This is a genomic window from Streptomyces sp. NPDC001700 (genome assembly GCF_053596435.1).
Window position 1 is genome coordinate 480,657 of record NZ_JBSFGE010000002.1, and the last position, 15,738, is coordinate 496,394.

Sequence of the window (15,738 nt, forward strand, 5' to 3'; positions counted from 1 at the left end):
ACGCCGTCTCCGCGGTGCTGAGATGAGTCGATGCGCTCTTGTGGAGCCGGTCAGGAGAGCCCGAGCTCGTCGTCGAGGAGATCGAAGATCTCGTCTGCTGTCGCGGACTGGATTTCACGGTCTTCCGCGGGGCTGCCCGTAGCACTGTGCGTTTCATTCCACTTCGACAGGAGGTCCCGCAGGCGGGTGGTGATGGCTGAGCTATCGGCGTCGTCGGGGGCGATCGTGGCGAGGATCGCTTCCAGCTTGTCGAGTTCCGCGTGCACGGGCGGCTGGTGTGCGGCCGCGCCGTCCAGGCCGAGTTCGTCGCGCAGATACCCGGCGAGCGCGGTGGGCGTCGGGTAGTCGAAGATCAGCGTGACCGGCAGCCGCAGCCCGGCGGCGGCACCCAGTCGGTTGCGCAGATCGACGGCGGTGAGCGAGTCGAAGCCCAGGTCCAGGAAGCCGCGCCCGGCGTCGACGTCATCCGGTGTGGCGTGTCCGAGGACCGCCGCCACATGGGTCCGTACGACCTCCAGCAGCTCCCGGTCGCGCTCGGTGCCCGAGAGGCCCGCGAGCCGTTCGGTGAGCGAACCCGCGCCGGAGTCGGCCGGGGTCCCGGCACCGGTGGCGCCGGTGTCGGCGGAGCGCCGTGCGGGCGTACGGACCAGGCCGCGCAGCAGCGGCGGCAGCAACCCGGCGGCGGCCTGGCCACGCAGGGCGCCGGTGTCGATGCGGATCGGTACGAACACGGCCTCGGACAGGGCATCCGTCAGGTCGAACAGGGCCAGGCCCTCGTCCTGCGGCAGCGCCTCGTAGCCACCGCGCGAGATGCGGCCCACGTCGGTGGTGTCCAGGCTGCCCGCCATGCCGTCGGCCGCCGCCCACAGGCCCCAGGCCAGCGAACTCGCGGGCAGGCCCTGGGCGTGGCGATGCTGGGCGAGCGCGTCCAGGAAGGTGTTCGCCGCCGCGTAGTTGCCCTGCCCCGCGCTGCCGAAGGCTCCGGCGGCCGAGGAGAACAGCACGAACGCGGACAGGTCCAGGTCGCGGGTCAGCTCGTGCAGATTCCACGCCGCGTCCACCTTGGGGCGCAGCACCGCGTCGATCCGCTCGCCGGTCAGCGAGCTGATCACCCCGTCGTCCAGCACACCGGCCGTGTGCACCACGGCGGTGAGCGGGTGTTCGGCGGGGATCGCGGAGAGGACGGCGGCCAGGGCGTCGCGGTCGGCGGTGTCGCAGGCCGCCCAGGTGACGGTGGCACCCAACGCGCCCAGTTCGGCGGAGAGTTCGACCGCGCCGGGGGCGTCGCCGCCGCGCCTGCTGAGCAGCAGCAGCTGCCGTACGCCGCGCTCGGTGACCAGGTGGCGGGCGAACAGGCCGCCCAGGGCACCGCTCGCACCGCTGAGCAGCACGGTGCCGTGCGGGTCGCCGAATCCGGCGGGCTCGTCGGTCTCCGGGGCGGCGGGGACCCGGGCCAGCCGGTAGGCGTGGGCGGTGCCGGAGCGCAGCGCGAGCTGCGGTTCGTCTGTGGCGAGCACGCTCGGCAGCGCCCGCTGCGAGGCGTCGGTGCCGTCTACGTCGACCAGTGCGAACCGGCCCGGGTTCTCCGACTGGGCGGACTTGACCAGCCCCCACACGGTGGTGTGGGTCAGATCGGCGACGTCCTCACCAGGGCGTGCCGCGACCGCGCCACGGGTCACGAACACCAGGCGGGTGTCGGCGAACCGCTGGTCGGCCAGCCACTTCTGGACGAGGTCCAGGGCGTCCCGGGCGGCGGCCTTGGCCGCCTCGGGCAGCGACGCCCCACCACCCGTGAGGGGAACGAGCACCACGTCAGGGGCGGTGCCGTCCAGAGACGCAAGGTGGGGGTAGTCGTCCAGCCGCTCGCCCGCGACCGTGAAGGCCTCCGTGAACGCGGCGTCGGCGCCGAGGGTCACCCAGCGCTCGCCCAGCGGAATGCCGGTGGCAGTGGCGGACGCGGGGGCCGTGAGGACCGTCCACTCCGGGCGGAACAGCGACTCGTGGTGTGCGGCGCGCGACGCGTTGACCTGGTCGGCCGACAGCGGGCGCAGCACCAGACCGTCGATGGTGGCGACGGTGGCGCCGGTGCCGTCCGCGACGTGGAGCGCCACGCCTTCGGCGGCCGGACGCAGCCGTACGCGCAGCGATGCGGCGCCTCCGGCGTACAGCCGTACGCCGGTCCAGGCGAACGGCAGCCGCGCCCCTTCGCTCTCCCCGCCGCCGTCCGGCGTGTCGAGGCCGAGGGTGTGGAGGGCGGCGTCCAGCAGGGCGGGATGCACCCCGTACGAGGCGGCCTCGGGCTCGTCGCCGCGCGGCAGCCGAATGTCGGCGAACAGCTCGTCGCCGCGCCGCCATGCGGCGTGCAGGCCCTGGAAGACCGGGCCGTAGCCGAGCCCGGCGGCGGCCGCGTGCTCGTAGAACGCCTCGGTCGGGAGGGCGGTCGCGTCGGTGGGCGGCCAGACGCCGAGGTCGATGTCCACCTCAGTGGGCTCGCTCGGGGTACTCGGGATGAGGAAGCCGGTGGCGTGGCGTACCCACGGCTCGTCGGCGGGGACGTCCTCCCGGCGGGAGTGCAGGGTCAGCTGGCGCCGCCCCGCGTCGTCGGCCGCCGCCAGCTCCAACCGCAGCTGTACGGCGCCCTGTTCGGGCACGACCAGCGGCGCCTGCAGCGTCAGCTCCTCGACCGTGTCGCAGCCCGCCTCCTCACCGGCCCGCAGCGCCAGCTCGACAAACGCCGTGCCGGGCAGCAGGACGGTGTCCATGACGGCGTGATCGGCCAGCCAGGGGTGGGTGAGCAGCGACAGCCGCCCGGTGAACACGAAGCCACCGGTGTCGGGGAGTTCCACCGCCGCGCCCAGCAGCGGGTGGCCCGCCGAACCGAGGCCCGCGTAGGCCACGTCCTCGGCGGAGATGCCCACGTCGAGCCAGTAGCGCTGCCGCTGGAAGGGGTACGTCGGCAGCTCGACGCGGCGGGCGCCGCGACCGGCGTAGACGGCGGCCCAGTCCAGGGCCACGCCCCGGACATGGAGCTGGGCGAGGGCGGTGGCCAGCGCCTGGGCCTCGGGACGGCCGTTGCGCAGGGCGGGTACGAACACCGCCTGATCGCCGCCATCCTCGGCTTCGGTCTCGGCGAGGCAGTTCTCGCCCATCGCGGAGAGCACCCCGTCGGGGCCGAGTTCCACGAAGGTGCCCACCCCGTTGTCGCGCAGGGTGCGCACACCGTCGACAAAGCGGACGGACTGGCGGACATGGCGCACCCAGAAGTCCGGCATGCGGATCTCGTCGGCCGTGGCCACAGTGCCGGTGAGGCAGGAGACCAGGGGGATCGTCGGGGCGTTGAAGGTGAGGCCCTCGGCGACCTTGCGGAAGTCCGCCAGCATGGCGTCCATGCGCGGCGAGTGGAAGGCATGGCTGACGGTGAGCCGCTTGGTCTTCCGACCCTGCACCTCAAAGCCCGCCGCAATCTCCAGCGCCGCGTCCTCGTCACCCGCGATGACCACCGACGACGGGCCATTCACAGCGGCGATCGACACCCGCTCACCGAGCAGCGGCGCCACCTCGTCCTCCGACGCCTGCACCGCGACCATCGCGCCACCTGCGGGAAGCTCCTGCATCAACCGCCCACGCGCCGCCACCAACTTCGAAGCGTCCGCGAGCGACAACACACCCGCCACATGCGCGGCGGCCAGCTCACCGATCGAATGCCCGGACAGGAAGTCCGGCCGCACACCCCACGCCTCGACCAGCCGGAACAGCGCCACCTCAACCGCGAACAGCGCGGGCTGGGTGAAACCGGTCTGATCCAGTACAGCGGCATCGTCCCCGAACAGCACATCACGCAGCGGCCGTTCAAGGTGCGGGTCCAGCTCCGCGCACACCGCGTCCAGCGCCTGCGCGAACACCGGGAAGACGTCGTACAGCTCGCGCCCCATCCCGAGCCGCTGGCTGCCCTGCCCCGTGAACAGGAACGCCACCTTGCCCTCGGCCGCGACCCCGCGCAGCTCTGCCGCCGGGTGTTCGCCGCGCGCCAGCGCGTCCAGCGCGCCCAGCACCTCATCGTGGCCGTCGGCGACCAGGGCGACGCGGTGTTCGAGCGCGGCGCGGGTCGTCGCGAGGGAGAAGCCCAGATCAGTCAGGCCGGTCCCGGCGGCGATCCGCGAGCGCAGCCGCCCCGCCTGGGCGCGCAGGGCGTCCTCGCCGCGCGCCGACAGCAGCACGGGGACGTACGGCAGGGCGTCGGTGTCCGCCGGGGCGTCGGCCACGTCGGACACGGGCGGCTGCTCGATGATGGCGTGCGCGTTGGTGCCGCTGATGCCGAACGAGGACACGGCGGCCCGGCGCGGGCGGCCGGTATCCGGCCACTCCGTCCGCTCCGTCAGCAGCGACACCGCGCCCGCCGACCAGTCCACATGCGGCGACGGCTCATCCACATGCAGCGTCTGCGGCAGCACACCATGCCGCATCGCCAGCACCATCTTGATGACACCTGCGACACCGGAAGCGGCCTGAGTGTGGCCCAGGTTGGACTTGACGGAACCCAGCCACAGCGGCTGCTGCTCCGCGTCCCGCTCCCGGCCGTAGGTGGCCAGCAGCGCCTGCGCCTCGATCGGGTCGCCCAGCGTCGTCCCCGTACCGTGCGCCTCGACGACGTCGACCTCGCCGGTGCCCAGACGGGCGTTGGCAAGGGCGGCACGGATGACACGCTGCTGGGACGGGCCGTTCGGCGCCGTCAGACCATTGGACGCGCCGTCCTGGTTGACCGCCGAGCCACGCACGACGGCCAGCACCTCATGGCCGTTCCTGCGAGCGTCCGACAGCCGCTCCAGGAGCAGCATGCCCGCGCCCTCGCCCCAGCCGGTGCCATCGGCGGCAGCGGCGAACGACTTGCAGCGGCCGTCGCGGGCCAGCCCGCGCTGACGGCTGAAGTCGATGAACGTACCCGGGGTGAACATCACCGTGACACCACCGGCCAGCGCCAGCGAGCATTCGCCGTTACGCAGCGCCTGCGCGGCCAGATGCAGCGCCACCAGCGACGACGAGCAGGCCGTGTCGACCGTGACGGCCGGGCCCTCCAGGCCGAAGGTGTACGCGACGCGGCCGGACACCACACTGCTGGAGCTGCCGGTGCCGAGGTAGCCCTCGACCCCGTCCGGCACGGCGTGCAGCCGGGATCCGTAGTCGTGGTACATGACGCCCGCGAACACACCGGTCCTGCTGCCGCGTACGGACGACGGGTCGATGCCCGCGCGCTCGAACGCCTCCCAGGTGGTCTCCAGCAGCAGCCGCTGCTGCGGGTCCATGGCCAGCGCCTCGCGCGGGGAGATCCCGAAGAACGCCGGGTCGAACTCGGCGGCGTCGTGCAGGAATCCGCCGTCGCGGGCGTACGAGGTGCCCGGGGTCTCCGGGTCCGGGTCGTACAGGGCGTCGAGGTCCCAGCCACGGTTGTCCGGGAAGCCGGTGATGCCGTCCTCGCCCGCGGCGAGCAGCTGCCACAGCTCCTCGGGGGTGGTGACCCCGCCCGGGTAGCGGCAGCTCATCGCCACGATCGCGATCGGATCGTCATCGGTGGCGGCCGACACCGGCACCGGCGTGTGCACCGCCGCCTGCTGCTCCTCGCCCACCAGCTCGGTCCGCAGGTGGCGGGCCAGCACCTGCGGGTCCGGGTAGTCGAAGATGAGCGTCGCGGGCAGCCGAAGACCGGTCACGGCCTTGAGCTGATTACGCAGCTCAACGGCGGTCAGCGAGTCGAAGCCCAGATCCTTGAACGCCCGCCCGGAACCGATGGTGTCCGCACCCGCGTACCCCAGCACGGTCGCGACCTGCGCCCGGACCAGGTCCAGCAGCAGCCGCTCCTGCTCCGCCACGCTCAGCCCCGCCAGCCGACCGGCCAGACCGGCGTCGCCACCGGCCGCGACGGCGTCCACCGCGCGCCGCGCCGGGATGCGCACCAGGCCACGGAAGAGGGGCGAGACGGCGGGCTGGTTGCGCAGCGCCGCGAGGTCCACCCGCATCGGCACCAGCGCGGCCGCGTCCATGGTCAGCGCGGTGTCGAGCAGTGCGAGGCCGTCCGCCACCGGCAGCGGCGGCAGCCCGGCCCGCCGCATGCGGGCGATGTCGGCCTCGTCCAGGGTGTCGCCCATCCCGGCCCCGGCCCACAGGCCCCACGCCAGCGAGGTGGCGGGCAGCCCCAGGGCGGCGCGGTGCTGGGCGAGCGCGTCGAGGAAGGCATTGGAGGCGGCGTAGTTGCCCTGCCCCGGGCCACCGAAGAGACCGGAGGAGGACGAGAACAGGACGAACGCCGCGAGGTCCATCTCGCGGGTCAGCTCGTGCAGATTCCACGCCGCGTCCACCTTCGGGCGCATGACGTGGTCGATGCGGTCGGGCGTCAGCGAGCCGATCACACCGTCGTCCAGCACACCGGCCGTGTGCACGACGGCGGTCAGCGGATGCCCGGCCGGAACCGACCCCAGCACCTCGGCCAGCGCGCCACGGTCCGCCACATCACACGCGGCCCACCGCACCTCGGCACCCAACCCGGCCAGTTCCGCGCCGAGTTCGGCGGCGCCCGGCGCTTCCGCGCCGCGACGGCTCACCAGCAGCAGCTGCCGTACGCCACGCTCCGCCACCAGGTGGCGCGCCACCAGCCCGCCCAGCGAACCGGACGCACCGGTCACCAGCACCGTGCCCTCGGGGTCCATCGGGTCCAGGCCACGGGCGTCGTCCGCGTCCGACTCCACGGGCACCCGCGCCAGCCGTGGCGTCGACACCACGCCCGCGCGGATCGCGAGCTGCGGCTCGCCGGACGCCACGGCGGCGGGCAGCGCCGCCGCCGACTCGTCCTGCCCGTCCACATCCACCAGGACGAAACGGCCCGGGTTCTCCGACTGCGCCGAGCGCAGCAGACCCCATACGGCCGCACCGGCCGGGTCCGCCACCGGCCCACCGGCGTCGGCGGCCACCGCGCCACGGGTCACGACCACCAGCGGCGCGTCCCCGAACCGCTCCTCGCCCAGCCACTGCTGGACGGTGGCGAGGGCCGTGGCGGCGGCGCGGTGCGCGCGCTCGGCCACGTCGTCGCCGTCCGTGGACGGCGCCACGACCACGTACTCGGGCGCCGGAACCGTACCCGAGGCAAGGGCCTCGCCCAGCGCCGGGAGGTCCGCGTACGCCGTGCCACCGAGGCCCAGCGTGTCCGTGCCCAGAACCGCCCACGCGCCATCGGCCGGGGTGTCCGCCATGGCCACGGGTCCCCGGTCACGCCCGGCCGCCGTCCACTCCAGGCGGAACAGCGAGTCGTGGTAAGCGGTACGCGCGCTCTGCAGCTGCTCGGCCGAGACCGGGCGCAGCCCGAGCGTCTCGACGGCCCCGACCGGCGCACCCGTGGTGTCGGCGATCTCCAGCCGCACCCCGTCGTTGCCCGAGGGCACCAGGTGGACGCGCAGCGCGGACGCGCCGCTCGCGTACAGCGACACCCCGGTCCAGGCGAACGGCAGCCGCCCCTCGCCGTTGGTGTTGCCCAGGCCGTCGAGCCCGATGGCGTGCAGGGCGGAGTCCAGGAGTGCCGGGTGCAGACCGAATACGGCGGCGTCCTCCGCCACGTCCTCGGGAAGCGCCACCTCGGCGAACACCTCGCCGTTGCGCTGCCACGCCTTGCGCAGGCCCCGGAACTCCGGGCCGTACGCGAAACCGATGTCCCGCAGGCCGTCGTAGCGGCCGTCGAGGTCGATCTCGGTGGCGTCGACGGGCGGCCAGGCACCCAGCTCGAACATCGCCTCCGGGCGCCCGCCCGCCGCCAGGAATCCGGTCGCGTGCCGGGTCCACGGCTCCTCGGCGGGCAGGCTCTCGACACGCGAGTGCAGCGACAGCGGACGGCGGCCCAGGTCGTCGGCCGCGCCCACCGAGAGCCGCAGCTGAACGCCGCCCTGCTCGGGCAGGACCAGCGGCGCTTCGAGGGTCAGCTCTTCTAGGTAGTCGCAGCCGACCTGGTCACCGGCGCGGATCGCCAGCTCCACGAACGCGGTGCCCGGCAGCAGCACGCTGTCCAGGATCGTGTGGCCCGCGAGCCAGGGGTGAGTGGACAGCGCCAGACGGCCGGTGAACAACACCCCGTCCGAGTCAGGCAGTTCGGCACTCGCACCGAGCAGCGGGTGCGCGGCCTCGCCGAGACCCACGGCGGCCACGTCGCCGAGGAACAGCGACGACACCTTCGGCCAGTAGCGCTGGCGCTGGAAGGCGTACGTGGGCAACTCGACCGGCGCGGCGCCCGTACCGGCGTAGAACGCCGCCCAGTCCACGGCCACGCCACGGACATGCGCCCGCGCGAGGGCGTTCGTCAGCGCCTCGGCCTCGGGCCGGTCCTTGCGGCAGACGGATACGAAGACGGCGTCGTCGTCACCGGTCACGCACTCCTGGGCCATGGCGGTGAGGACACCGTCCGGACCCAGCTCGATGAAGGTGGTGACGCCCTGGGCCTCCAGCACCCGCACACCATCGAGGAAGCGAACGGCCTCGCGGACATGCCGCACCCAGAAATCGGCGGTGGCGATCTCCTCGGCGGAGACGACATCCCCGGTCAGGTTGGACACGATCGGGATGCGCGGAGCCTCGTACGACAGCCCCTGCGCCACCTCCCTGAATGCGTCCAGCATCCCGTCCATACGCGGCGAGTGGAACGCGTGGCTGACCGTCAGCCGCTTCGTCTTACGACCCTGCGCCTCGAAACTGGAAGCGACCTCAGCCACGGCATCGTCGTCACCCGCGATGACCACGGACGACGGCCCGTTGAGGGCGGCAATGCTCACACCACCACCGACCAGCGGCAGAACCTCATCCTCCGAAGCCTGCACCGCGACCATCGCGCCACCGGCCGGAAGCTCCTGCATCAAACGGCCACGAGCCGCCACCAGCTCCGCAGCATCCGCGAGCGAGAGCACACCCGCCACATGCGCGGCAGCAAGCTCACCAATCGAATGCCCGGACAGGAAGTCCGCCCGCACACCCCACGCCTCGACCAGCCGGAACAACGCCACCTCAACCGCGAACAACGCAGGCTGAGTGAACCCTGTCTGGTCCAAAACCCCCGCATCGTCCCCGAACAGCACATCCCGCAGCGGCTGTTCCAGATGCGCGTCCAGGTGTGCGCACACCTCGTCCAGCGCATCGGCGAACACCGGGTAGGTCTCGTACAGCTCACGGCCCATCCCCAGCCGCTGGCTGCCCTGTCCCGTGAACAGGAACGCCACCTTGCCAGGTGCCACCGAGCCCTCGACCAGGCCCGGGGCGGGCTCGCCCGCTGCCAGCGCGTCCAGGGCGGTCAGCAGCTCATCCCGGTCGTCGGCGACCAGTGCGGCCCGCTCCTCGAACGCCGTACGGCGCGTGGCGAGCGTGAACGCCACGTCGCGGCCGTCCAGCTCGGGGCGGGAGTCGAGGTGTACGCGCAGCTGTGCGGCCTGGCCGCGCAGCGCCTCGGAGGTCTTGGCCGACAGCACCCAGGCGGCCGGACCGCCGGTCCGGGAGACTGCCCCGGCTTCCCCATCAACAGCCGGAGCCTGCTCGATGATGGTGTGCGCGTTGGTGCCGCTGATGCCGAACGAGGACACGGCGGCCCGGCGCGGGCGGCCCGTCTCCGGCCACGACCTCGCCTCCGTCAGCAGCGCGACCGCGCCCGCCGACCAGTCGACCTCGGGCGTCGGCTCGTCCACGTTGAGGGTCTGGGGCAGCACACCGTGCCGCAGCGCCAGCACCATCTTCATCACGCCCGCCACACCGGCAGCGGCCTGCGTGTGGCCGAAGTTGGACTTGATGGAGCCCAGCCACAGCGGCTGGTCCGCGTCCCGGTCCTGGCCGTACGTGGCCAGCAGCGCCTGCGCCTCGATCGGGTCGCCCAGCCGGGTGCCCGTACCGTGCGCCTCGACCGCGTCGACCTCACCGGCCGACAGCCCCGCACCGGCCAGCGCCTGCCGGATGACACGCTGCTGCGACGGACCATTCGGCGCCGTCAGACCATTCGACGCACCGTCCTGGTTGATGGCGGAGCCGCGTACGACCGCTAGCACCTCGTGGCCATTGCGGCGCGCATCCGACAGCCGCTCCACGAGCAGCATGCCGACACCCTCGCCCCAGCCGGTGCCATCCGCACCAGCCGCGAAGGCCTTGATACGCCCATCCGCAGCCAGCCCACGCTGACGGCTGAAGTCCACGAACGAACCCGGCGTCGACATCACCGTCACACCACCGGCCAGAGCAAGCGAGCACTCCCCCGCCCGCAGCGCCTGAATCGCCCAGTGCAAGGCGACGAGCGACGACGAGCACGCCGTGTCCACCGTCACCGCCGGACCCTCAAGACCCAGCGCGTACGACACCCGACCGGACAGCACACTGGCCGCGTTGCCCGTCCCGAGGAAGCCTTCCGACCCATCCGGAGCGGACAGGATCACGGGCAGGTAGTCCTGGCCGTTCGTACCGGCGAACACGCCGACCTGCTGGCCACGCAACGTCGTCGGGTCGATCCCGGCCCGCTCGAAGGCCTCCCACGACGTCTCCAGCAGCAACCGCTGCTGCGGATCCATGGCAAGGGCCTCGCGCGGCGAAATCCCGAAGAACGAAGGGTCGAACTCGGCGGCGTCCGCGAGGAATCCGCCCTCGCGCACATAGCTGGTGTTCTCGGTGCCCGACTCCGGGTCGTACAGCGACTCGACGTCCCAGCCACGGTCGGCCGGGAAGTCCACCACCGCGTCCTGCCCGGCGGCCAGCAGCCGCCACAGCTCCTCCGGCGTACGCACACCGCCCGGGAAGCGGCAGCTCATGCCGACGATCGCGATCGGGTCGTCGTCCATGGCCACGCCCACCGACGACGCCCCGGTGACGGCCGGGTGCGAGCCGATGAGTTCGGCCTGGAGGTGGTCGGCGAGAGCGAGCGGGGTCGGGTAGTCGAAGATGATGGTGGCGGGCAGCCGCAGCCCGGTGAGGGTGCCGAGCAGGTTGCGGATCTCGACGGCGGTGAGCGAGTCGAAGCCGAGGTCCCGGAAGGCGCGGCTGGGCTCCACCGAGTCAGGTCCGGGGTAGCCGAGGACGACGGCCACCTGAGCGCGGACGAAGTCCAGGGTGAGCTGGTCGCGTTCCTCATCGCTCGCCGCACCGGCCAGCTCCCGCGCCAGCGACGACGCGTCTCCGGGCATGGCGCCGGGGGTGGCCGCGACGGCGGCGCGGGCCGCGTCGAGGGCGCGCCGGGCGTCGGGGAGGTCGGCGATCAGCGGGTTCGGGCGGTTGGCGGTGAGGCCGGGCGCGAAGCGGTCCCAGTCGATGTCCACGACGAGGGAGAAGGTCTCGCCCAGGTCGAGCGCGGCGCCCAGCGCGGTGGTGGCGGCTTCGGGGGCGAGCGCGGGCAGGCCGGACTGGCGGAGCCGTTCGGCGACGAGTTCGTCGGTGGCCATGCCGCCCTCGGCCCAGGCTCCCCAGGCGACGGAGGTGGCGGGCAGGCCCTCGGCGCGGCGCTGTTCGGCGAGCGCGTCGAGGTAGGCGTTGGCGGCCACGTAGTTGGCCTGTCCGGGGGCGCCGAAGGTGGCGGCCATGGAGGAGAACAGCACGAAGGCGGACACATCGTGTGCGCGCGTCAGCTCGTCCAGGTGGCGCGCGGCGTCGGCCTTGGCGCGCAGTACGTCGGCCATCCGCTGCGGCGTCTGGGCGTCGAGTACGCCGTCGTCCAGCACACCGGCGGCGTGCACGACGGTGGTCAGCGGGTGTTCCGCCGGTACGGTCGCGAGGAGCGCGGCGAGCGCGTCCCGGTCGGCGACGTCGCAGGCGGCAAGGGTGACTTCGGCGCCCTGGGCGGTGAGTTCGTTGGCCAGCTCGGCCGCACCGGGGGCGTCGGGGCCCCGGCGCCCGGCGAGCAGCACATGATCGGCGCCGTGGGCGACCAGCCAGCGGGCGACGTGGGCGCCGAGGGCGCCGGTGCCGCCGGTGATCAGCGCGGTGCCGTGGGTGGACCAGCCGTCGCCGGTGGTCTCGTGGTGCGGTGCGCGGGCCAGCCTGCGGGCGTGGACGCCCTGCGGGCGGATCGCGAGGTGGTCCTCGTCGCGGAGCGCCTCGGACCCGGCGAGGATGTCGGCAAGCCGGGCGAGGGAGCGGTCGTCGGCGGTCTCGGGGAGGTCGATCGACCCGGCCCAGCGGTCGGGCTGTTCGAGGGCGACGGTGCGGCCGAGGCCCCAGATCTGGGCCTGAACGGCGCTGGTCAGCCGGTCGGAGCGGCTGACGGAGACGGCGCCACGGGTGGCGGACCACAGGGGCGCGTCCGTACCTGCGTCGCCGAGGGCCTGGACGAGGGCGAGGGTGCCCGCGAGTCCGGCGCTGAGCGCGGCGTACTGGGCGTGCGGGCGCTCGTCGAGGCCGAGGAGGGACAGCACACCGTCGACGCGCGTCTCCCCGTCCTCGGTACGCGGCACGGTGGCACGGATGTGTTCGGCAACGGTCGCGCGGTCGTCCGTCGTGCCGTCCACGGTGATCTGGTGGACGCGTATGCCACGTTCGGCCAGGGTCCGCAGCGGCCCCGCGACCCAGGGGTGGTCGTCGTGTCCTGCGGGGGTGGCGACGAGCCAGGTGCCGGTGAGCGGCGTGGCCTGGAACGGCGGCAGCGGCTTCCACGTGGTGCGGTAGCGCGAGCCGTTGACCGTGGTGTCGACGTGGTTGCGGTGGCGCCACGCGGACAGCGCGGGCAGCACCTCGCTGAGCGGCTGGTCGCCGTCGAGCCCGAGGGTGTCGACCAGGGTGGCCAGGTCCTCGCTGTGGACGACCTCCCAGAACCGGGCGTCGGCCACGGCCGGTGCGCTCGCCTCGGCGGCGGACTCGGCCTCGTACGAGAAGGGGTTGGACGGCCAGTAGCGCTGCCGCTGGAAGGCGTACGTGGGCAGGTCGACGCGGCGGGCGCCAGTGCCCGCGTAGTACGTGGTCCAGTCGACGGGTACGCCACGGACGTGGGCGTGGGCGAGCGCCTGGTGCACCGTGCGGGTCTCGGGGCGGCCGGGGCGCAGGGCGGGCAGGAACGCGAACGTCCTGCTCTTCGCCTCGGTGACGCACTCCTGGGCCATGGCCGAGAGCACCCCGTCGGGGCCCAGCTCGACAAAGGTCGTCACGCCGAGGTCTTCGAGGCGGCGCACGCCGTCGAGGAAGCGGACGGCCTCGCGGACGTGGCGGACCCAGAACTCGGGCGTGGTGATCTCGTCGGCGCTGACCAGGTCGCCGGTGAGGTTGGAGACGATGGGGATCTGCGGGGCCTCGTAGGTGAGGCGCTGGGCGAGCTGGCGGAAGTTGTCCAGCATCGCGTCCATGTGCGGGGAGTGGAACGCGTGGCTGACGGTGAGCCGCTTGGTCTTGCGGCCCTGTGCCTCGAAACCCTCCGCAATCGCGACAGCGGCGTCCTCGTCACCCGCGATGACGACCGACGTGGGCCCGTTCACCGCCGCGATCGACACCCGCTCGGTCATCAGCGGCAGTACCTCGTCCTCGGAGGCCTGCACGGCGATCATCGCGCCGCCGCCGGGGAGTTGCTGCATCAGCTGGCTGCGCGCGGCCACCAGGGCGGACGCGTGGGTGAGGGACAGCACCCCGGCCACGTGGGCGGCGGCGATCTCGCCGATGGAGTGGCCGCAGAGGAAGTCGGGCAGCAGGCCCCACGACTCGACCAGGCGGAACAGCGCCACCTCGATGGCGAACAGGGCGGGCTGGGTGTAGCCGGTGCGGTCCAGGGCCGCTGCGTCGTCCCCGAAGAGGACGTCCTTCAGCGGCCGGTCGAGGAAGCGGTCGAGCTGGGCGCACACCGCGTCCAGCGCCTCGGCGAACACCGGGTGGTTCTCGTACAGTTCGCGGCCCATGCCGAGCCGCTGGCTGCCCTGGCCGGTGAAGAGGAACGCGATGTTGCCCTCGGCGGCCAGACCCTCGGTGACCTCGGGGTGGTGGCGGCCGTCGGCGAGCGCTTCGAGGCCCGCGAGGAGTTCGTCCCGGTCGGCGGCGGCGACCACGGCGCGGCGGTCGAGGGCGGCGCGGGTGACGGCCTGCGAGTAGCCGATGTCGGTGGGCCGGTAGCCGGGGTTCGCGGCCAGGTGGGCGTGGAGCTGGGCGGCCTGGGCGCGCAGCGCGTCCTGGTTCTTGCCGGACAGCGCGACCGGGGTGAGGGGCGGTGTGGTCTGCGCCGGGTCCGGCTCGGCGCGACCGGGCACGACATCCGTCTGGTCGGCGGTGGCCGGGGCGGGGGGCTCCTCCAGGATGGTGTGCACATTGGTGCCACTCATCCCGAACGACGAGATGCCCGCGCGGCGCGGTTCGGCGCTCTCCGGGTCGTGCGGCCACTGGCGGGTGGCGGTGAGCAGTTCGACGTCCCCGGCCGTCCAGTCGACGTGCGGGGTGGGCTCGGTGAGGTGGAGGGTCTTGGGCAGCGCTCCGTGGCGCATGGCCATGACCATCTTGATGACACCGCCGACACCGGCGCCCGCCTGGGCGTGGCCGATGTTCGACTTGATGGAGCCGATCAGCAGCGGCTTGCCCTCGGGCCGGTCCTGCCCGTACGTGGCGAGCAGCGCCTGCGCCTCGATCGGGTCGCCCAGGGCGGTGCCGGTGCCGTGTGCCTCGACGGTGTCGACCTGGTCGGGCGAGAGCCGGGCGTTGGCGAGCGCCTGGAGGATGACGCGCTGCTGGGACGGGCCGTTGGGGGAGGTGAGGCCGTTGGACGCGCCGTCCTGGTTGACGGCGGAGCCACGGATCACGGCGAGCACCGGGTGGCCCTTGCGCTGGGCGTCCGACAGCCGCTCGACCAGCAGGATGCCGACGCCCTCGCCGAGGCAGAAGCCGTCGGCCTCGGGCGCGAAGGGCTTGGAGCGGCCGTCGAAGGCGAGCCCGCGCATCTTGCTGTAGTCCACGAAGACGCCGGGCGCGCACATCAGGGTCGCGCCACCGGCCAGGGCGAGCGAGCATTCGCCCTGCCGCAGCGCCTGCACGGCGAGGTGGATCGCCACCAGCGACGAGGAGCAGGCGGTGTCGACGGTGACCGCCGGGCCCTCGAAGCCGAAGGTGTACGAGAGGCGGCCGGAGGCGATGCTCGCGGCGTTGCCGGTGCCGAAGTAGCCCTCGAAGTTCTCGTCGGAGCTGAGGATCGCCCCGAGGTAATCGTGATTGCTGGTGCCGACGAAGACGCCGACCTGCTTGCCGCGCGCCGAAACCGGGTCGATTCCGGCCCGTTCGAAGGCTTCCCAGGAGGTTTCCAGCAGCAGCCGCTGCTGGGGGTCCATGCCGAGCGCTTCACGCGGGCTGATACCGAAGAGAGAGGGGTCGAAGTCGGCGATTCCGTCGACGAATCCACCCTCGTGCACATAACTCGTGCCGGGGTGGTCCGGGTCCGGGTGGTACATCCTGTCGACATTCCACCCGCGGTCGACCGGGAAGTCGCTGACCGCGTCGACGCCTTCGCTGACGATGCGCCACAGGTCCTCGGGTGACCGGACGCCTCCGGGATAACGGCAACCGATCCCCACGATGGCGATGGGGTCGTGGTTCTTCGCCTCGGCCTCTTGCAGGCGGAGGCGAGTCTGATGCAGATCTGCCGTTACCAGCTTGAGGTAGTCCCGCAGCGTCTCTTCATTCGCCATTTACGCAATCCATTTACGGCAGACGGCATCGGAAATGCTCCACAGATCCTCAACAGGGGAGCCGGTAACCAACAACCAATTAGTCGACTTCTCCACGACAGCCTAT

At 72.8% G+C, this 15,738-nt stretch carries 1 protein-coding gene; it reads right to left on the bottom strand.

Annotated features, from left to right (window positions below; translation table 11 throughout):
- Window positions 1–50: 50 nt before the first annotated feature.
- Window positions 51–15,632 (bottom strand): type I polyketide synthase, encoded by a 15,582-nt coding sequence (locus ACWC5C_RS05300; RefSeq protein WP_450873852.1) that lies wholly within the window; start codon window positions 15,630–15,632, stop codon window positions 51–53.
- Window positions 15,633–15,738 lie beyond the last annotated feature (106 nt).